General features: G+C 73.0%; 19 protein-coding genes and 1 pseudogene. 9 read left to right on the top strand and 11 right to left on the bottom strand.

The annotated features are described in order from the left end of the window. Positions 1 to 246 precede the first annotated feature (246 nt). A complete protein-coding gene (locus G3I77_RS36060) occupies positions 247 to 915 on the top strand; it encodes a transcriptional regulator (RefSeq protein WP_248510745.1) in 669 nt (222 codons plus the stop codon). Positions 916 to 966: 51 nt separating this feature from the next. On the opposite strand, the gene G3I77_RS36065 is transcribed toward G3I77_RS36060, so the two are convergent. From G3I77_RS36065 to G3I77_RS36085, 5 genes are all read right to left on the bottom strand, one after another. Beyond that, on the bottom strand, positions 967 to 1,203 hold the full coding sequence (locus tag G3I77_RS36065) for a DUF6213 family protein (protein WP_033307522.1): 237 nt from the start codon (positions 1,201 to 1,203) through the stop codon (positions 967 to 969). 25 nt (positions 1,204 to 1,228) lie between these two features. Further along, positions 1,229 to 2,614 (bottom strand): NADP-dependent succinic semialdehyde dehydrogenase, encoded by a 1,386-nt coding sequence (locus tag G3I77_RS36070; protein ID WP_248510747.1) that lies wholly within the window; start codon positions 2,612 to 2,614, stop codon positions 1,229 to 1,231. 76 nt (positions 2,615 to 2,690) lie between these two features. Beyond that, positions 2,691 to 3,149, bottom strand: a complete 459-nt coding sequence (locus G3I77_RS36075) for an NUDIX domain-containing protein (RefSeq protein ID WP_248510749.1) — start codon at positions 3,147 to 3,149, stop codon at positions 2,691 to 2,693. Continuing rightward, positions 3,146 to 4,684: an ATP-dependent DNA ligase gene (locus G3I77_RS36080; protein ID WP_248510751.1), complete on the bottom strand. Its 1,539-nt coding sequence runs from the start codon at positions 4,682 to 4,684 to the stop codon at positions 3,146 to 3,148. Before G3I77_RS36080 ends, G3I77_RS36075 begins: the two co-directional genes overlap by 4 nt. Before the next feature lie 29 nt (positions 4,685 to 4,713). Beyond that, positions 4,714 to 5,643 (bottom strand): NAD(P)/FAD-dependent oxidoreductase, encoded by a 930-nt coding sequence (locus tag G3I77_RS36085; RefSeq protein ID WP_248510753.1) that lies wholly within the window; start codon positions 5,641 to 5,643, stop codon positions 4,714 to 4,716. Positions 5,644 to 5,721: 78 nt separating this feature from the next. Here G3I77_RS36085 and G3I77_RS36090 point away from each other — a divergent pair, with 78 nt between their 5' ends. The 6 genes from G3I77_RS36090 (at position 5,722) to G3I77_RS36115 (ending at position 11,018) form a co-directional block, all read left to right on the top strand. Beyond that, positions 5,722 to 6,294 carry a helix-turn-helix domain-containing protein gene (locus G3I77_RS36090; RefSeq protein WP_248510755.1) on the top strand — a complete coding sequence of 191 codons (573 nt, stop codon included), beginning with the start codon at positions 5,722 to 5,724 and terminating at the stop codon, positions 6,292 to 6,294. A 118-nt stretch (positions 6,295 to 6,412) separates the two neighbouring features. Next, positions 6,413 to 7,378, top strand: a complete 966-nt coding sequence (locus tag G3I77_RS36095; RefSeq protein ID WP_248510756.1) for an NADPH:quinone oxidoreductase family protein — start codon at positions 6,413 to 6,415, stop codon at positions 7,376 to 7,378. Next, positions 7,375 to 8,556 (top strand): acyl-CoA dehydrogenase family protein, encoded by a 1,182-nt coding sequence (locus G3I77_RS36100; RefSeq protein WP_248510758.1) that lies wholly within the window; start codon positions 7,375 to 7,377, stop codon positions 8,554 to 8,556. The genes G3I77_RS36095 and G3I77_RS36100 overlap by 4 nt, the downstream gene beginning before the upstream one ends. After that, complete coding sequence (locus G3I77_RS36105; protein ID WP_248510760.1) at positions 8,553 to 9,635, top strand: acyl-CoA dehydrogenase family protein; 1,083 nt, start codon at positions 8,553 to 8,555, stop codon at positions 9,633 to 9,635. Before G3I77_RS36100 ends, G3I77_RS36105 begins: the two co-directional genes overlap by 4 nt. Before the next feature lie 204 nt (positions 9,636 to 9,839). Continuing rightward, positions 9,840 to 10,700: a phosphatidylinositol-specific phospholipase C/glycerophosphodiester phosphodiesterase family protein gene (locus tag G3I77_RS36110; protein WP_248510762.1), complete on the top strand. Its 861-nt coding sequence runs from the start codon at positions 9,840 to 9,842 to the stop codon at positions 10,698 to 10,700. A gap of 123 nt (positions 10,701 to 10,823) precedes the next feature. Continuing rightward, on the top strand, positions 10,824 to 11,018 hold the full coding sequence (locus G3I77_RS36115) for a hypothetical protein (protein WP_185013539.1): 195 nt from the start codon (positions 10,824 to 10,826) through the stop codon (positions 11,016 to 11,018). Between the two features lie 2 nt (positions 11,019 to 11,020). On the opposite strand, the gene G3I77_RS36120 is transcribed toward G3I77_RS36115, so the two are convergent. From G3I77_RS36120 to xylB, 6 genes and pseudogenes are all read right to left on the bottom strand, one after another. Beyond that, entirely contained in the window at positions 11,021 to 12,214 is a 1,194-nt protein-coding gene (locus G3I77_RS36120) for a phosphodiester glycosidase family protein (protein ID WP_248510764.1), read from the bottom strand. Between the two features lie 165 nt (positions 12,215 to 12,379). Beyond that, positions 12,380 to 13,552 (bottom strand): bifunctional class I SAM-dependent methyltransferase/NUDIX hydrolase, encoded by a 1,173-nt coding sequence (locus G3I77_RS36125; RefSeq protein WP_248510765.1) that lies wholly within the window; start codon positions 13,550 to 13,552, stop codon positions 12,380 to 12,382. A 3-nt stretch (positions 13,553 to 13,555) separates the two neighbouring features. Continuing rightward, positions 13,556 to 13,954 carry a luciferase family protein gene (locus tag G3I77_RS36130; protein WP_248510767.1) on the bottom strand — a complete coding sequence of 133 codons (399 nt, stop codon included), beginning with the start codon at positions 13,952 to 13,954 and terminating at the stop codon, positions 13,556 to 13,558. A gap of 94 nt (positions 13,955 to 14,048) precedes the next feature. Further along, positions 14,049 to 14,181: pseudogene (locus G3I77_RS36135) on the bottom strand (N-acetylmuramoyl-L-alanine amidase); the annotation flags it as partial. Between the two features lie 327 nt (positions 14,182 to 14,508). Next, positions 14,509 to 15,717, bottom strand: coding sequence for an ROK family transcriptional regulator (locus tag G3I77_RS36140; protein WP_248510769.1), 1,209 nt, complete (start codon positions 15,715 to 15,717; stop codon positions 14,509 to 14,511). 15 nt (positions 15,718 to 15,732) lie between these two features. After that, positions 15,733 to 17,178: a xylulokinase gene (xylB, locus tag G3I77_RS36145; protein ID WP_248510771.1), complete on the bottom strand. Its 1,446-nt coding sequence runs from the start codon at positions 17,176 to 17,178 to the stop codon at positions 15,733 to 15,735. A gap of 130 nt (positions 17,179 to 17,308) precedes the next feature. Between xylB and xylA the strand changes: the two genes are divergently transcribed. Continuing rightward, positions 17,309 to 18,475 (top strand): xylose isomerase, encoded by a 1,167-nt coding sequence (xylA, locus tag G3I77_RS36150; RefSeq protein ID WP_248510773.1) that lies wholly within the window; start codon positions 17,309 to 17,311, stop codon positions 18,473 to 18,475. Positions 18,476 to 18,625: 150 nt separating this feature from the next. Then, the gene (locus G3I77_RS36155) at positions 18,626 to 18,964 is read left to right on the top strand and encodes a hypothetical protein (RefSeq protein WP_248510775.1); all 339 of its coding nucleotides are present in this window, start codon (positions 18,626 to 18,628) and stop codon (positions 18,962 to 18,964) included. Positions 18,965 to 19,153: the final 189 nt, after the last annotated feature.

Genomic DNA, 19,153 nt, shown 5'->3' on the forward strand with positions numbered 1-19,153 from the left:
GCGGGCATTACGGTGGGACACGAAGGCCTCCGTACGGTGAAGATTCGACACCTCCACCACACACGGGGGCCTTCGCCATGATCAAGTCCGACCCCGCGTTAACAACGCTCGTGATCAATACAGCTAGCGCATGCGGACACGCGGCTCGAAGGCGAGGACGTCCGGCTCGCCTTCGAGCCGCGTGACACTCCGTAGCGCGGACTCCGTGCCAGGCTCGTCCCGACACCTCGACGACGGAGGACTGCGATGACGCACCCGGCCCGGGACCTGCTGAAGACGACCACCGCGGGCCTCGCCCCGGACCCGCACGCCAACCCGCTGATCCCCCGGATCGCCGCCGGCACGGCGCCCTTGACCACGCTCGCCGCGCTCGCTCTGGAACAGACCCGGGTGATCCCCGCGGACCGCCGGGCCTTCGAACACCTGGCAGAACGCTCTCGCGCGACCGACCCGGATTCCGCGCCGTTCTTCGCGGCCCTCGCACAGGGCGAGACACTCGCGGGTGAGCGACTCGGGGCCCTGGTGCGGGCGTGCGGTGTGGACGAGGCGGGGGAGGCCTCCTACGAGCCGCTCCCCGGCTGCCAGGCGTACCCCGCCTACGTGGCCTGGCTGGCCCTCAACGCCTCACCGGCGGACGTGGTTCTGGCCCTGACGGCCAACTTCTCGGCGTGGGGAGGCTATTGCGCCACGATCGCCGAGGCGCTGCGCGACCGCTACGGCTTCACCGATGAGGCCTGCGCCTTCTTCGACTTCTTCGCGGAGCCGTCACCCGAGCTGGACCGGCTGGCGACGGCGGCGGTGCGGGCGGGTCTGGACGCCGGCCGCCTGGACGAGAAACGAGCACACGCGTACGGCCGCCTGCTGCAGACATACGAGGCGTGCTTCTGGTCGACGCTGGGGGAGCCGACTTCCTAGGGGCGCGGGGAACTGCGCGACAAGCTCACTACGCACCCGCACCCGCCGGCGCTACGTCGCAGTCCCACTGCTGTGGGCGATACAGGCCACATCAATGCGGTCGGCCAGCTTTGCCAGCTCAATGGCCAACTCGGCAACCGTGTCCTCGTCCAGCCCCGACTCCCCGCCCTCCACGAGGCGCACCCACCGACCCCCCACCGTCCGCAAGAGCTTGCTGACATCCGCCGCAGCCACCTGCAGGGTCCCGCGGTCGTCGACGATCAGAGGCAGAGTCACTTCGCGGTTCACAGACGGGATCGTAGCCCCGCAACACTCACGCACCATGCCAAACGGTGGTGATGTTGCAGAACTCCCGGATTCCGTGCCCGGACAGCTCACGCCCGTACCCGGACCGCTTCACACCGCCGAACGGGAACGCCGGATGGGACGCCGTCATGCCGTTGAAGAACACCCCGCCGGCCTCCAGATCCCGTACGAACCGGTCGACCTCTGCCTCGTCCCGCGTCCACACGTTGGAACTCAGCCCGAACGGCGAGTCGTTCGCGATCAGCACGGCCTCATCGAGGTCGGTCGCCCGGTACAGCGTGGCGACCGGCCCGAACGCCTCCTCCCGGTGGATCCGCATCTCGCGGGTGATACCGGCGAGGATCGTCGGCGTGTAGTACCAGCCGGGCCCGTCCGGCCGTTCGCCTCCGCACAGCACCTGCGCTCCGCTGCGCACCGCGTCGTCGACCAGTTCCTCCAGATCACGCAGTCCCTGCTCGCTGGAGAGCGGCCCGACCTCGGTGTCGTCGGCCAGGGGGTCGCCGACCTTCAGCGCCTTCATGCCCTCGGCGAACCGCTCGGCGAAGGCGTCGTAGACGTCCGTGTGCACGATGAACCGCTTCGCGGCGATGCACGACTGCCCGGTGTTCTGCACGCGCGCCGTCACCGCGACCTTGGCGGCCCGGTCGAGGTCGGCGGAGGGCATGACGACGAACGGGTCGCTGCCGCCCAGCTCCAGCACCGTCTTCTTGACCATCTCCCCGGCGGTGGAGGCGACCGCGCGGCCCGCGGGCTCGCTGCCGGTGAGCGTGGCCGCCCTGACCCGCTCGTCGCGCAGGATCTCGTCGACCGCGGCGGAGCCGATCAGCAGGGTCTGGAAGGTGCCCTCGGTGAAACCCGCCCGGTGGAAGAGATCCTCCAGGTAGAGGGCGGTCTGCGGGACGTTCGAGGCGTGCTTGAGCAGCCCCACGTTGCCCGCCATCAGCGCGGGTGCGGCGAAACGGACCACCTGCCACAGCGGGAAGTTCCACGGCATGACGGCCAGCACCGGCCCGAGCGGCCGGTAGCGCACCCGCACGCGCGAGGCGCCGGAGTCCTTGACGTCGGCGTCGGCGGGTTCCTCGTCGGCGAGCAGTTCCTCGGCATGGTCGGCGTACCAGCGCATCGCCTTGGCGCACTTCGCCGCCTCGGCCCGGGCCTGCTGGATCGGCTTGCCCATCTCGGTGGTCATCACGCGGGCGATGTCCTGCTGGTCCTCTTCGAGGAGGTCGGCGGCCCGGTGCAGCAGCCGGGCCCGCTCGCCGAAGGTCGTCGTCCGGTACGTGCGGAACGTGGCCTCCGCGAGCTGGAGCCGGCGCTCGACCTCCTGCTCGCCCATGGCCTCGTACGTCTTGAGCGTCTCGCCGTTCGCCGGGTTCACCGTTGCGATGGGCATGGCTGACCTCCCTCGGAGCGGGCTGTGTCTCGACCTTCCCGCGCGGCGGAGGGGACCGCAACGCGGGAGCGTCTCCTCAGGCCGAGTGCTCCGCCAGCCGGTCGAGAAACGCCGCCTGCGCCTTGACGATCACCACGCGGGCCCGGTCCAGGCCGAACCAGGCCACCCGGTCCACTTCGGGGAACTCCTGGAACTGCCCCGACCTCGGCGGCCACTCCATCCGGAAGGTGCCGGGCGTGATCGTCGCCGGGTCGAGGTCCGCCCGGATCGCCCAGGCCGTGACGATCTTGCCGCCTGTCTGCCGGACCTCACCGAGGTCGATGGGCTCGCCGTCGGGCGGTGGCAGCCCCAGTTCCTCCCGGAACTCGCGGCGGGCGGCCTCCCAGGCGGGCTCGTCCGGCTCGTACTCGCCCTTGACGACGGTCCAGGCTCCGGCGTCGCGCCGGGAGAAGAACGGGCCGCCCATATGGCCGAGCAGCACCTCGGGGCCGTGGTCGGTGGGACGGAAGAGCAGCAGGCCGGCACTGCGCCTCACGGCGTCACCTCCGGGTGCGCGGCGAGCAGCGTCTCGACCGTGTCGGCGTCCCCAGGGCGCTTGTCCTCCCGGTAGCGGACCACCCGGGCGAAGCGCAGGGTGACGCCGACCGGGTAGCGGGTGGAGCGCTGCAGTCCGTCGTAGGCGATCTCGACCACGAGTTCCGGGCGGACGGTCACGACGTAGCCGTTGTCGTCGACGGCGAGCTGCTGGAGGCGTTCGGTCTGCCAGGTGAGCATCGCGTCGGTCATGCCCTTGAAGGTCTTGCCGAGCATGGCGAGGCCACCGTCGGCGGTGCGGGCACCCAGGTGGAGGTTGGAGAGCTTGCCGGTGCGGCGGCCGTGGCCCCATTCGGCGGCCAGGACGACCAGGTCGAGGGTGTGGACCGGCTTGACCTTGAGCCAGGAGGCCCCGCGCCGCCCCGCGCTGTAGGAGGCGTCGAGCGCCTTGGCGACGACGCCCTCGTGGCCGCGCTTCAGCGTCCCGGCGAGGAACTCCTCCGCGACGGGTGTGTCGTCCGGGCCGGACACCAGGGTGCGCCGCACCCGCATCGGCTCGGGCACCAGACGGGCCAGCTCGGCGTGCCGCTCGGCGAAGGGCAGGTCGAGCAGGTCATGGCCGTCGACGGACAGCGCGTCGAAGAAGACGGGGGAGACCGGCACCGCGCGAGCGGCCGTCCTCACGTCCGTGCGGGAGCCGACGCGGCCGGCGGTCTCCTGGAACGAGCGGGGGCGCCCGCCCTCGTCGAAGGAGATCACCTCGCCGTCGAGGATGAACCGCTCGCCGCGCAACTCCAGCGCGGCTGCCGTCACTTCGGGCAGACGGTCGGTGATGTCGTCGAGGGTGCGGGTGTAGAGCCGCACGGTGTCGCCGTCCCGGTGCACCTGGACGCGGATGCCGTCCAGCTTCTCCTCGACCGCGCAGGCGCCAAGCTTGGCCACCGCCTCGGCCACCGAGGAGGCGCTGTGCGCCAGCATCGGCAGCACCGGGCGGCCCACGGTGAGACGGAAGCGGTCGAGGGAGGCGGGGCCGTCCGCGAGCAGCGCCCCGGCCACCGCCTGGAGGGACCCCGCGAGCATCACGGCCCGCCGTACGTCCGCGGACGGCGCCCCGGTCGCCTGGGCCAGCCCTTCCACCGCCACCGCGTCCAGGGCGCCCTGCCGGACCTCGCCGGTGAGCAGCCCGAGCAGGAACCGCTGCTCGTCCTCGGTGGCCGCGCCCATCAACTCCCCGACCAGCCGGGTCCGTTCCGCCTGGGAGCCCGGGCCGGACACCTTGGCGAGCTCCGCCAGCCGGGCGTCCACCTCCCGCACGGTCAGGCCCGGTTCGGCGGCCGGGTCGACCGGGCGGCTCAGCACCTTCCAGCCGACGCCGATCCGCCCCTGCGGCAGCCGTCCGGCCAGGTACGGGATGACGATCGGCACGTCCTCCGCCTCGGCGTCCCGGAAGAGCTCCGCGAGCAGGGCCGTCTTCCGGGACCGCGCCGAGGTGGCGGCGACCTCCTGGGACACGCGGGCCAGCCGGTGCAGCAGCATGCAGCCATGGTGCACCGGAGGCGATGCCTCTACACCTGGGCGGCCGCGTCGAGGTCGGTCATCAGCAGGTCCCCGACGATCGCCGCCGCCGCCCGGTATCCGCCGCTCGCCGCGTGCACGACCTGCTCGGAGAAGCCGATCGCGTTGCCCGCGGCCCACACCCCGGGCACGGTCGTCAGGCCGTTCGCGTCGACCACCGGATACGCGCCGAACGGCGTCTCGTGCAGTTCGGCACCCAACTGCTCCAGCAGGCCGGTCCGCGGGACGGCCCGCGGGGCGACGAACAGCACCGAGCGGGCGTGCGCCGTGCCGTCCGTGAGCCGGACGCCGGTGAGCCGGTCGCCCTCGATCACCAGCTCCGCCACCTCCCCGGGCACCACGTCCACCCCGGCCGCGGCGAGCCGGCGCAGATCCTCGTCGGACAGTTCCTCCTCGGCGACCGTGTGCAGGAAGAACCGCACGTCCTTCGACCACTGGGACACCATCAGCGCCTGGTGCACACCCGCCGGGCTCGACGCCAGCACCCCGAACGGCTGGTCGCGCACCTCCCAGCCGTGGCAGAACGGGCAGTGCAGCACGTCCCGGCCGAACCGCTGGGCGACCCCGGCGATCCCGGGCAGCTCGTCCTCGAGTCCCGTCGCGACGACCAGCCGCCGGGCCCGCAGGGTCCGTCCGCCGGCCAGCACCACGGTGAAGTCCTCGCCCCTCTCCACCTCCACCACCCGGTCCCGCACGAGCTCCACGCCGTAGCGCGCGATCTCCTCCCGCCCGATGGCCAGGAACTCGGCGGGCGGCATGCCGTCCCGGGACAGATAGCCCTGCATGTGCGCCGCGGGCGCGTTGCGCGGCTCGCCCGCGTCGACCACCAGCGTGCGGTGCCGGGCCCGCCCCAGCACCAGTGCGGCGGACAGGCCCGCCGCACCCCCGCCGATGACGACCACCGCGTACTTCTCGGTCATGTGACCACCTCCGCTGCCGAGCGTCGCCCCGGCCCTGCGGGATTGACAAACACCTTTGCCGAACCTGCAATACGACCCATGACGACGGACGAGGTACTCGCGGGCGTGGGCCCCCGGCTGCGGCAGATGCGGAAGGACCGGGAGGTGACCCTGGCGGCGCTCTCCGAGACCACCGGCATCTCCGTCAGCACCCTCTCGCGGCTGGAGTCCGGCCTGCGTAAACCCAGTCTGGAACTGCTGCTGCCGATCGCGCGCGCCCACCAGGTGGCGCTGGACGAACTGGTCGGCACCCCGCCGGCCGGTGATCCGCGCGTGCGGTCGAAGCCGATCGTCATGGGCGGCCGCACCCACTGGCCCCTCACCCGCCAGCCCGGCGGCCTGCAGGCCTACAAGGTCCTGGAACCGAAGCGCAGACAGGAGCCGGAACCGCGCACGCACGAGGGCTACGAGTGGCTGTACGTGCTGTCCGGGAGGCTGCGCCTGGTGCTGGGCGAGCACGACGTGGTGCTCACGGCGGGGGAGGCCGCCGAGTTCGACACCCGGGTGCCGCACTGGTTCGGGTCGACGGGGGAGGGGGCCGTGGAGTTCCTCAGCCTGTTCGGGCCGCAGGGGGAGCGGATGCACGTGCGGGCCCGGCCGAAGGGCGCCTGACGCACGGGAAGCCCTCCGGGCGGGACTTTGCCCGGAGACTGTTCCCTGATGGGCAAGCGACCGCTTAGTATGCGAACTGACCCCGGTCAGACGAAGCAGTCCCCCGTGGAGGCCCCGCATGCAGGCATGGCAAGTGCACGAGAACGGCGAGCCGGGCGAGGTGATGCGGCTCGAGGACGTGGAGCCGCCCACGCCCGGCGACGGCCAGGTCCTGCTGAAGGTACGGGCGGCCAACATCAACTTCCCCGACGCCCTGCTGTGCCGCGGCCAGTACCAGGTCAGGCCGCCGCTGCCGTTCACCCCGGGCGTGGAGATCTGCGGCGAGGCCGAGGACGGCCGCCGGGTGATCGCCAACCCGGCGCTGCCCCACGGCGGCTTCGCCGAGTACGCCGTCGCCGACGCCGCGGCCCTCCTGCCCGCACCGGACGCCCTCGACGACGCGGAGGCCGCCGCCCTGCACATCGGCTACCAGACCGGCTGGTTCGGTCTGCACCGCCGGGCCGGTCTGGAGGCCGGCGAGACCCTGCTCGTCCACGCTGCCGCAGGAGGGGTCGGCAGCGCGGCCGTGCAGCTCGGGAAGGCCGCCGGCGCCACCGTCATCGGTGTCGTCGGCGGCTCCGCGAAGGCGGCCGTCGCCCGCGAGCTGGGCTGCGACGTCGTGATCGACCGGCGCTCCGAGGATGTCGTCGCCGCCGTCAAGGAGGCCACCGGCGGCCGGGGCGCCGACGTGATCTACGACCCGGTCGGCGGCGAGGCCTACACCCAGTCCGCCAAGGCCGTCGCCTTCGAAGGGCGCATCGTGGTCGTCGGCTTCGCCAGCGGCACGATTCCCAGCCCGGGCCTGAACCACGCCCTGGTGAAGAACTACTCGATCCTCGGCCTGCACTGGGGCCTGTACAACACCAAGAACCCCAAGCTGGTCCGGCACTGCCACGAGCGGCTCACCGAACTGGCCGCCCGGGGCGCGATCAAGCCGCTGGTGAGCGAGCGCGTGCCGCTCGGCGGGGCGGCCGCCGCCGTACAGAAGGTGGCGGACGGTCTGACCACCGGCCGGATCGCGGTCGTCGTGGAGGAGGCGGCATGACCGACGTCGAGGAACTGCGCAGCCGCACCCGCGAGTTGCTGGCCGCCCACCCGCCGGCCTCCACCGACCGCCTGGACTTCCTCCGGGCCCGCTTCGACGCCGGACTCGCCTGGGTGCACTACCCGGAGGGCCTCGGCGGACTCGGCGCCCCCCGCTCCCTCCAGGCCGTCGTGGACGCCGAGCTGGAGGCCGCCGGGGCGCCCGACAACGACCCGCGGCGCATCGGCATCGGCCTGGGCATGGCCGCACCGACCATCCTGGGCTACGGCACGGACGAACAGAAGCGGCGCTACCTGAGGCCCCTGTGGACGGGGGAGGAGGTCTGGTGCCAGCTGTTCAGCGAGCCGGGGGCGGGATCCGACCTGGCCGCGCTGGGCACCCGTGCCGTGCGGGAAGGCGACGACTGGGTCGTCAACGGGCAGAAGGTCTGGACGTCCAGCGCCCATGTCGCGCGCTGGGCCATCCTCATCGCCCGCACCGACCCGGAGGTGCCCAAACACCGGGGCATCACGTACTTCGTCTGCGACATGACCGACCCGGGCGTCGAGGTGCGGCCGCTGCGGCAGGTCACCGGCGAGGCCGAGTTCAACGAGGTGTTCCTCACCGACGTCCGCATCCCCGACTCGCGGCGCCTCGGCGAGGTCGGCGACGGCTGGAAGGTCGCGCAGACCACGCTGAACAACGAGCGCGTGGCCATCGGCGGCATGCGGCTGCCCCGCGAGGGCGGCATGATCGGCCCGGTCTCGAAGACCTGGCGCGAGCGGCCCGGGCTGCGCACCCACGACCTGCACCAGCGGCTGCTGAAGCTCTGGGTGGAGTCCGAGGTCTCCCGCCTCACCGCGGAGCGGCTGCGCCAGCAGCTCGTCGCGGGCCAGCCCGGCCCCGAGGGCGCCGGCATGAAACTGGCCTTCGCCCGCCTCAACCAGGAGATCAGCGGCCTGGAGGTGGAACTCCTCGGCGAGGAGGGCCTGTTGTACGACGACTGGACCATGCGACGCCCGGAGCTGGTCGACTTCACCGGCCGCGACGCCGGCTACCGCTACCTGCGCTCCAAGGGCAACAGCATCGAGGGCGGGACCACCGAAGTCCTGCTGAACATCGTCGCCGAGCGCGTCCTGGGCCTGCCCGGCGAGCCGCGCACCGACAAGGACGTCGCCTGGAAGGACCTGGCCCGATGAGCGCACAGCCCGATCTGCTGTACTCGGAGGAGGAAGAGGCGCTGCGTGCCGCCGTCCGCGACCTGCTCACCGACCACTGTGACGCCCCCGGCGTCATCGCCCGGTCGGAGTCGGACGCCCCGCACCACCTGGCCCTGTGGAAGGCCCTGACCGACGGCATGGGTCTCGCCGGCCTGCTGGTGCCCGAGGAACTCGACGGCCAGGGCGCCACGCACCGCGAAGCCGCCGTCGTGCTGGAGGAGCTGGGACGCGCGGTCGCGCCCGTGCCGTATCTGACGAGCGCGGTCGTCGCCACCGAGGCCCTGCTGGCCTGCGGCACCGACGACCTGCTCCGCGACCTCGCGACCGGGACGACGATCGGCGCCCTCGCGGTCGCCCTCAACGTCGCACCGGGCGCCGCCTACAAGACCGTCCGGCACGAGGACGGGCTGCTGCGCGGCGAACTGACCGCCATCGCGGACGCGGCCGTCGCGGATGTCCTGCTCGTGCCCGCCGACGACGGCGGTCTGTACGCGGTCGACGCCACCGCCGCGACCGTCACGCCCCAGACCTCCCTGGACCTGACCCGGCCGCTCGCGACCGTCACCCTCGACGGAGTGCGGGGCCGGCTGCTGGGTGACGCCGAACCCGCCGTACGCCGGGCCCTGCGCGCCGGCGCCGGACTGCTCGCCTCCGAGCAGTTCGGGCTGGCCGAGTGGACGCTCACGGAGACGGTCCGCTACCTGAAGGAACGCAAGCAGTTCAACCGGCCGGTCGGCGGCTTCCAGGCGATCAAGCACCGGCTGGCCCAGCTGTGGCTGGAGGTCGTCAACACCCGCGCGGCCGCCCGCAACGCCGCCGACGCCCTGGCGAACGGCGAGGACGTGGACATGGCCGTCACCGTCGCCCAGGCGTACGCGGCACCCGTGGCCGTGCACGCCGCCGAGGAGGCCCTGCAACTGCACGGCGGCATCGGCATGACGTGGGAGCACCCCGTGCATCTGTACCTCAAGCGCGCCAAGGCCGACTCGATCGCCTACGGCACGCCGGGCGCCCACCGGGAGGCACTGGCCGCTCTGGCCGACCTCCAGGCTCCCTGACGTCCAACCGGCCAACACCGGGAAACCTCCCGGGGAAAACCGGAAAGGCCCGTCCCACCAGGGGCGGGCCTTTCCGTGCGCCCCGGTCCGGTGCGGTGAACGCGTGATGGCGGTCCTGCCAACTCCGTGCGCGGTCCTGCTCCTTGAGGCTGCCGGGACCCATACTCGCAGGGTTCCCGTACGGCATCTCCAGGGAGGCAGAGCATGGCCCTCACCACCCGTCGCAGTGCCCTCACCACCCTCGGCGCAGCCCTCGCGGGCTCGATCGCCGTCCCCGCCGCCCCCGCAGCGGCGGGCGAACGCACGCACAGGTTCCGGCCGTTGTGGCGCGCCCACGCGCACAACGACTACGAGCACCCGCGCCCGCTGTTCGACGCCCTCGACCACCGCTTCGGCAGCGTCGAGGCCGACATCCACCTCGTCGGTGACCAGCTCCTCGTCGCCCACGACCCGGAGGACCTCGACCCGTCACGCACCCTTGAGTCCCTCTACCTCGACCCGCTCGCCGCCCGCGTCCGCGCCAGCCACGGCTGCGTGTACCGGGGATACCGCGGCTCACTGCAGCTGCTGATCGACATCAAGACCGAGGGCTCGTCGACGTACCTCGAACTCGACCGCCACCTCCGGCGCCACCGGCACCTGTTCACCACCTACGCCCACGGCCGCGTCTTCCGCGGTCCCGTCACCGCCGTGATCTCCGGCGACCGCGCGGCCCGCACGCCCATGGAGGCGCAGACCGTCCGGCGCGCCTTCTACGACGGCCGCCTCGCCGACCTCGGCAGCCCGGCTCCGGCCTCCTTCATCCCGCTGATCAGCGACAACTGGACGCTCCACTTCACTTGGCAGGGCGTGGGCGCGTTCCCGGAAGCCGAGCGGCAGAAGCTGCGGGGCCTCACCAGGGCCGCCCACCGGCGCGGGCAGAAGGTGCGGTTCTGGGCGACCCCGGACCTGGCCGGACCCGCCCGCGACGCGCTCTGGGGCGAACTGCTCGCCGCCGGCGTCGACTACCTCAACACCGACGACCTCGCCGGGCTGGAGGCGTTCCTGGACGCCCGGCGAGCCTAGGGCGCCAAGAGGGACACCACACGTTCGGCGGACAGGTCAGCCGCCCGGACGAACCCTCCGCTACGCCACACTTGCGGCCGAACGTCGTGAACCGGACATGGCGGCGTGGCGGAGGAGTTGACGATGGCCATTTCCATCTCTGTGGTGCTGCTGCTCGTGATCCTTGCGGTGATCTTCCTGCGCAACGGCGGGCTGAAGGTCTCCCATGCGCTGGTCTGCCTGCTGCTCGGCTTCTACCTGGCCAGCACCAGCATCGCCCCCACCATCCACAGCGGACTCACGGCGACGGCGGACATCGTCAGCGGTCTGAGGCCCTGAGGTCACCCGGAGAACACGCCGATGCCGTTCGGGGCGAGGCGTTCGGCACCGCCGCTGGGGTGGTTGCGCACGGATACCGCGCTCGCGCCCGCTTTCCGTGCGACCAGGGTCGACGACCCGCCGCCGTCCAGGCTGAAGGCGTCCTCCGAGCCCAGATTCTTCATGGTGCCGGCGACTTCGGCGATCGTCAGACCGCTGCGGTAGGCGGCGGCGCCGTCCAGCGCGAGCAGCAACAGGCGCCGTCCGCCGTCGGCGATCCCCACGGCCGTACGGACTGCCGACGTCGTGTTGTCGAGCCCCGGCAGCGGCTGCCCGCCCGTGAGCACCGGGTAACCGCCGAGGGCGAGCCGGTAGGCGACGCCGTCCGTGGCCGCCACGAGGCCGTGCTCGACCTCGACCGCCTCACCGGTGGAGAACTTGCGCAGCTGCTGGGCGCCCGCCTCCCGGCCGACCAGCACGGTGGTCCCCGCGGTGATGGGGCCGCTGCCCGGGGTGTCGGCGGCCGAGACGACCTGGCCGTCGCGGACCGTCACCTCGTAGGTGTCCGTGCTGCACGGAGCGGCGCGGTCCGTGTCCGTGCCGCACGTGGCGCGCACCCGGGACACGCTGCCCCACTCGGAGGTGAACGCACCGACGGAACCCACCGGCAGCGCGTACTGGTTGAGCCCGCCGAGAGGCAGCTCCGTCTCGGCCGTACGGACCGAACCGGCGAGCGTCAGCCGGTCCAGCCGCGCCCGCCCGTCGGTGCCGACGGCGAAGACGTCCTCGGTGGTGGTGCCGGGCGGCAGCGCCGGCCCGAAACGCTGGCCGTTCGGCACGGCCGCCTTCAGTGTCCGCCCGGCAGCGATCGCCGGACCCACACTGGCGCCGGTCGCCTCGACGCCCGGGTGCTGCGTCTCGGTGATGTTGAAGAAGTCGCCGTTGACACCGGCGACCGCGCCCTGGGTGTTCGCCATGGCCGAGACCCGCGCGCGAGCGGCCACGACCCCCGGGTACAGCAGATCGACCCGTACCTGCGGGTTGCCCAGGTCGACCCTCAGCACATGGGCGTGCGTCACCCCCTTCGCCGCCTTGATGTCGAACTCCTCGTACGTCACGCCCGGCGCGACCCGTCCGCCCTTCTGGACGGCACCGGCCGGAGCCGCCCCCGCCAGGGCCGCACCGGTCAGTGCGCACAACGCCGTGAGAGACGCCAATACCGCTCTGCCTGCTCGTCGCCTGTGACGACCTGCCACCGTGCCCCCTGATGCCTCGTCAACTTCCGGAACCCTCAGGGGCAGTGCACCAGACCGCGGGGGCAGGCAGGGCGGCTGAGCGCGGACTACGCGGGAACGGCTGAAAAATCGCACCCCCTGGGTGCTTCAGCTGTCGCCCGCTCCGGTGTCGTAGGGCGTGAAATGCGCGGGCGTGTGGTCGATCGGCAGGCCTGGCCGCCAGACGGTGAGGGCCTGCGCGCTGCACACGAACAACTGCTCCGGCAGCCGGTCCAGGGCGAACCAGCGCCAGCGGCCCACAGTCTCCCCGGGCTGGTCCGACGGCTCGCCCCGCCAGGAGGTGACCCGGGCGGCCACGGTGATGCGGACGACGCCGCCCGCATCGTCCAGCAGCGTCCCGAGCAGCCGGACGTCCTCGGGCCGTGCCGCGAGCCCCGTCTCCTCGCCGAGCTCGCGCACGACCGCCTCCTGCAACGACTCCCCGGGCTCCACCGTCCCGCCGGGCAGCTCCCACGTCCCGCGCCGGTGCCGGCCCAGAAGCAGCCCGCGCGGCCCGTACAGGACAGCACCCACCCCGAGCGCGGCGTGCGCCGCCGGCGGCTTGTCGACGCGCGGCCGGGAGGACACCCGCACGGGCCGGGTCACCCGGAAGAGCCGGTAGGAGGCCCTGTTCCCGGCCTCCGGCGTGTCGAGGACGTCGATCCCCTCCACGCGCAGCCCGTACTCGGTGAGCAGCGCCGTCCAGACCTCCGGGGTGAGCACCCACATGTGGACCGTGATCTCACCGCCGCCCGCCAGCCGCAGGATCTCCGGCCGGGCGGCGACCCGGTCCGACGGTCCGTCACCACGCGAGTTGGTGTCCAGCACCGTGAAGCAGAGCCTGCCGCCCGGTCTGAGCGCCCCGGCGAGGGCGGGCAGCAGCCGGTGCGGATCGATGTACGGGACGCCGTTGACGGAGTAGACGACGTCGTACGGCTCGGCCGAGCGCAGGTGCTGCACCGCGTCGCCCAGGACCAGCCGCAGCCCGGGCAGCGAGCCGTAGCGGGCGCGGGCCCGCTCGTACTGCCCGGCCGAGGCGTCGACCGCGTCCACCAGGGCCCCGTGGGCCCGCACCAGATGGGCGGCGTGCCGGGCCGGACCGCACCCGAGGTCCAGCACCCGCCGGCCCGTCAGCTCCCCGAGCACCTCGCTCCCCGGACCGCCGCCCCCGAACCCCCAGTCGATCCGTGCCGCTTCGGACAGCACCGTGCCCCGTCGCAGATGATGCGCCCCGTACGCGCCCCAGGCCTCGGCGTTGACCGCCTCCGGTTCGTCCGTCAAGGCTCAGCCGCCCGCCACGGCGTCACGCGGAAGCACCGTGACCCGGTGGAAGTTGCACCCCGCGAGCCCTGGCTCGCCGTCATCGGCGGGCGGGGTCTGGTGGGCCTTGAGGGCGATGCTCACCAGACTCAGCAGCAGGTCGACGTCCGCCTCGCAGTCGAGGTGGACCGTCACCCAGCACGATCCGGGCAGCAGGTGGATCGCACTCGAACCGGCGAGGTCGTAGTGGAAGCGCTGGATGGCCCGGCGTGTGAGGTGGAGGTCCACGTCCCGTGCGGTGTGGAAGTGGACGATCTCGTCACGGACGGAACGGAGCGCCCTTCCGGTACCGCAACTCGCCGGGCCCACCAACAGGTCGGGCCATGCCTGCAGGCGCTCCATGGCGCGCTGGGCCAGAGTCATGGCCCCATCGTCGCCTGCTCACCGGCCCGCAACCAGAGGTTGAGCGATTTGTAACCGGGACGTGAGGTGGACCGCGGGGGCAGCGACCAGGGGGTCAGGCGGACTTGGCGAGTCTGAGGTAGCGCTTTCGGGCCCAGTGCCGGCCCGGATCGGTGTGGTCGCTGCCCCGTACCTCGTGATGGCCGATGATGCGCGCGGTTCCTCGGGATGCCGTGCCTCCCGCAGATCGCCGGCCCGGGGGCCGCAGAGCAGGACGGACGGGACGGCGGTGAGGGCGGCGCCCGCGAGGATGCCTCGCCTGCTGGGGACGGGGGTGGTCCGTTCCATGAGTGTTGTTCCTTCCGGGCTCGACGGGAGGGTGTCACTTGCTCGACTGCGCGGAGCGGCGGCCGTTGCGATCGCGGCCCGCGTCGATCAAGTTACGGCCCCTGCCGGTCCGTCAGGAGGAGGCGGCGCGATTCCGTGGACGGGCCCGTTGATGTGGACAACTCCCTCACCCCGTCGGGTGATTCGGGTCGGCGCACCCCCCGGCGACCGTTGGCGACGGCCCCGTTTCAGGCCTGCCCGGCGACGGCCGCCGGATCGTCCAGCACCGCCCGCACCACCGAGTGCGCGGCTCCCAGCAGCGGCCCCTGAGGGCCCAGCCGGGACACGGACACGGGGCAGGCCGGACCCGCCGTGCGCCGCGCCAGTTCGTCCCGCAGCGAGGGCAGCAGCCAGGGCGCAAGACCGGACAGTTCCCCGCCGAGGACCACGCTCTCCGGGTCGAGCAGGTTGACCGCCCCGGTCAGCGCCACACCGAGCGCCGTACCGGCGTCGCGCAGGGCACGGCGTACGTCCTCGTCGCCCTCCGAGGCGCGCCCCGCGAGCAGCCCGACCCGGTCCTCGTCGGGTTCCAGACCGGCCGCACGCAGCACGGCCTCCTCGCCGGCGTACTGCTCCAGACAGCCACGCCCGCCGCAGGCGCACTCCGGCCCGTCCGGCTGGACCGGCACGTGCCCCAACTCGCCCGCGAAACCGCGGGTTCCGCGCAGCAGCCCGCCGTCCACCACGACCGCCGCACCGATACCGATCTCCGCCGAGACGTGCAGGAAGTCGCGGGGCGTGTCGTCCCCCAGCCAGAGTTCGGCGAGGGCGCCGAAGTTGGCCTCGTTGTCCACGGTCAGCGGGAGGTCCGACGGCAGCAGCGTGCCGAGGTCCGTGTCGTGCCAGCCGAGGTTCGGGGCGCGCACGACGGTCCGGGCGTCACGCGCCACCAGACCCGGCACGGCCACGGCGAGTCCGGCGGGCCACAGACCCTCGCCCTCCGCCTCGGCGACGACCCGGCGGATCAGCTCGGTGAGCTCCGCGAGCACGGGTTCCGGGGAGCGGCCGCGGTTCGCTCCCTGCCGTACCGCCCGCGACCGGGTCGTCCCGCGCAGGTCGACGGCGCAGACCGCGAGGTGGTCGACGCCGACCTCCGCGCCGATCCCGGCCGGGCCGCGACCGCTGACGGCGAGCGCGGAACCGGGCCGTCCCACCCGGCCGGGCCGCTCGGGCCCCAGTTCCTCGAGGAGCCCCGAGCGGATGAGCTCGTCGACGAGCGTCGAGACCGCCGCCCGGGTCAGACCGATCCGCGAGGCGACGGCGGCCCGGGACAGCGGACCCTCGTCGCGGACGGTGTGCAGGACACGGGCGAGGTTGCGGCGGCGCATGCCCTGCTGGGTGTCGGGCAGGGCGCGTCCCGGCCCTGCGGGACGTGCCTCGTGCAGCGGTGCGGTCATGCCTGACGCCAGTCCTCAGTGGGTGTTCGTGGGTCGCTCCAGCAGCGGAGCCGCGTCGGAGAGTACCCCGGCGATCCTGGCCAGCGTCTCCTCGTCCCGCTCGACGGCGTCGAGCACCGGCCCGGCCGCCGTGTCCCAGCGCCGCGCGACAGCCGCCGGATCCTCCCCGGTCAGCAGCCCGGCCGCCTGCGCCGCGGCGCCGAGCGCGACCAGTTCCTTGGCCTCGGGCACCTGCACGGGACGTCCCGAGAGCCTCCGCACGGTCTGCTGCCAGGCCGTACCCCGGGCCCCGCCGCCGATCAGCAGCAGGGGTTCCGAACGGTCCGCGTCCTCGTCGAGGACGAGGTCGAGCGCGCCGAGCAGCGAGTGCACGGCACCGTCGTAGGCGGCCTGGAGGAGCTGGCCGCCGGTCGTGTCGTGGCGCAGGCCGTGCAGCAGGCCGGAGGCGTTCGGCAGGTTCGGGGTGCGTTCGCCGTCCAGGTAGGGCAGTAGCGTCACGGCCGTGCCGGGCTCCACGGCCTCGCGGTCCAGCCCCAGCAGGGCCGCGACGCGGTCGACGGCGAGCGTGCAGTTCAGGGTGCAGGCCAGCGGCAGCCAGTCGCCGCGGGCGTCGGCGAAACCCGCCACCGTGCCGCTAGGGTCGGCGGGCCTGTGCCGCGACACGGCGTACACCGTGCCCGAGGTGCCGAGGCTCATCACCGGCACACCCGGCCGCACCCCGAGGCCCAGCGCGGCGGCGGCGTTGTCGCCCGTGCCGGGCGCGACCAGGGTGCCCCGGGAGAACGGCAGGTCATGGCCGTCGCGCACCGTGCCCGCCACCTCGCCGGGCCGGACCACGCGGGGCAGCAGGGCCGGGTCGAGCCCCACGTGCGCCAGGATCTCCTCGTCGTAGCCTTCCGTCCCGGACGCCCACCAGCCCGTCCCGGAGACGTCGCCGCGGTCGGTCGTGCCCTGCCCGGTGAGCCGTTCGGTGAGGTAGTCGTGGGGGAGGCGCACGGCCTTCGTGGCACGCACCGCCTCCGGCTCGTGCTCGGCCAGCCAGGCCCACTTGGTGACCGTGAACGAGGCGGCGGGCACGCTTCCGGTGCGGTCCGCCCAGAACTTCGCTCCGCCCAGCTCCTCCGTCAGCCGGCGGGCCTGTGGCGCCGAGCGCACGTCGTTCCACAGCAGGGCCGGCCGCACCGGCTCACCCCGGCCGTCCAGGGTGACGAGGCCGTGTTGCTGCCCGCCGACCGACACGGCGGCGGCCTCGTGCGCGGCGTCACCGCACTGGTGCAGGGCCTCGCACAGCGCGTCCCACCACTGGCGCGGGTCGGTCTCCCGCCCGGCCCCCGAGGAGACCGGGTGCGGCGCCTGGCCGCTCGCGACCACCCGGCCGGTGGACGCGTCGACGACCAGCGCCTTGGTGGACTGGGTGGACGAGTCCACACCGACGACGAGCGGACCCTCGGCTGCTGACATCGGGCTTCTCCCTACTGCGCGCGGCACGTGTCTCCGTTCGGAGGCACCTTGTCTCTTCCCAGAGAGGTGCCCGCATACTAATTTGTAAATCGGCATGACGAAATAGCCTCAGCGAGCAAGGAGCCGCGGCATGAGCTACCAGCCCACCCCCGACGACAGGTTCACCTTCGGCCTGTGGACCGTCGGCTGGCAGGGACGGGACCCCTTCGGCGACGCCACGCGGCGTGCCCTGGACCCCGTCGAGACGGTGCAGCGCCTGGCCGAGCTGGGCGCTCACGGCGTGACCTTCCACGACGACGACCTGATCCCGTTCGGCTCGGGCGACACCGAGCGCGAGGCGCACATCAAGCGCTTCCGTCAGGCGCTGGACGCCACGGGCATGAAGGTCCCGATGGCCACCACCAACCTCTTCACGCACCCCGTCTTCAAGGACGGCGCGTTCACCGCCAACGACCGCGACGTGCGCCGCTACGCCCTGCGCAAGACGATCCGCAACATCGACCTCGCCGCCGAGCTCGGCGCCCAGGTGTACGTGGCCTGGGGCGGCCGTGAGGGTGCCGAGTCGGGCGCCGCCAAGGACGTCCGCGCGGCCCTGGACCGGATGAAGGAGGCCTTCGACCTGCTCGGCGAGTACGTCACCTCCCAGGGCTACGACCTGCGCTTCGCGATCGAGCCCAAGCCGAACGAGCCGCGCGGCGACATCCTGCTGCCGACCGTGGGCCACGCCCTGGCGTTCATCGAGCGTCTGGAGCGGCCGGAGCTGTACGGCGTCAACCCCGAGGTCGGGCACGAGCAGATGGCCGGGCTGAACTTCCCGCACGGCATCGCGCAGGCGCTGTGGGCGGGCAAGCTGTTCCACATCGACCTCAACGGTCAGTCCGGCATCAAGTACGACCAGGACCTGCGCTTCGGCGCCGGCGACCTGCGTGCCGCGTTCTGGCTGGTCGACCTGCTGGAGTCGGCCGGCTACACCGGCCCGCTGCACTTCGACTTCAAGCCGCCGCGGACCGAGGACCTCGACGGCGTGTGGGCCTCGGCGGCCGGCTGCATGCGCAACTACCTCATCCTCAAGGAGCGCGCCGCCGCCTTCCGCGCCGACCCGGAGGTCCAGGAGGCCCTGCGCGCGGCCCGCCTGGACGAGCTGGCCCAGCCCACCGCCGCGGACGGCCTCCAGGCACTGCTCGCCGACCGGTCGGCGTTCGAGGCGTTCGATGTGGAGGCGGCCGCCGCGCGCGGCATGGCCTTCGAGCACCTGGACCAGCTGGCGATGGACCACCTGCTGGGGGCACGTGGCTGAGTCCACGCGCGCGTGCGGGCCCGTCGGCCGGTCACTCCGGCCGGCCGACGGGCGCGTCATGCCGCGGAATCATGCGATCCACGCCCTGAGTCCGTATCAGCTTCCGTGCGCCCCTCCCGGTCCGGGCGGTGCGCGGCGACTCTGGTCGGTATGGCCCTGCCGCCCGTACCGCCGCACCCGCCCGGACCTCCCCGGCGCCGGAATCCGCTGTTCATCCTGCTCGCCGTGTTCGTGGCCGTCGCAGCCGTGTCTCTCGTGGTGCTGATGGCGTCGGACCGGGGCGGCTCGTCGGACAAGGAGCCGTCCGGCGGGAGCACGAGCCCCACACCCGCGCCGTCCATCGGTATCCCCACCAGGCTGCCGAGTGAGCTGCCGACCCGGCTGCCGTCGGGCTTCCCGACGCAGCTGCCGAGCGATCTGCCGAGCGATCTTCCGAGCGGCCTCGAATCGCTCCTCCCGTCCCTGTACCCCGGCGAGCTAGTGCCCTGACGCCCGCGCACCCGAGCCGGAGGCCTCGCCGGCCGGCCGGGGTGACGAACACCACCATGTCCGTCTCCTGACCCGGCACAGGTTCGACCTCCCACCATCCGACGCGGCGGTAGATGGCGACCGCGTCCGGCGCACCGCTCCAGGTCATCAGCCAGGCCCGGCCGCCGGGTGCGCGGGAGCCGAGAGCGG

Origin of the sequence: Streptomyces sp. D2-8 (genome assembly GCF_023184515.1) — a bacterium.
GTDB lineage: Bacteria > Actinomycetota > Actinomycetes > Streptomycetales > Streptomycetaceae > Streptomyces.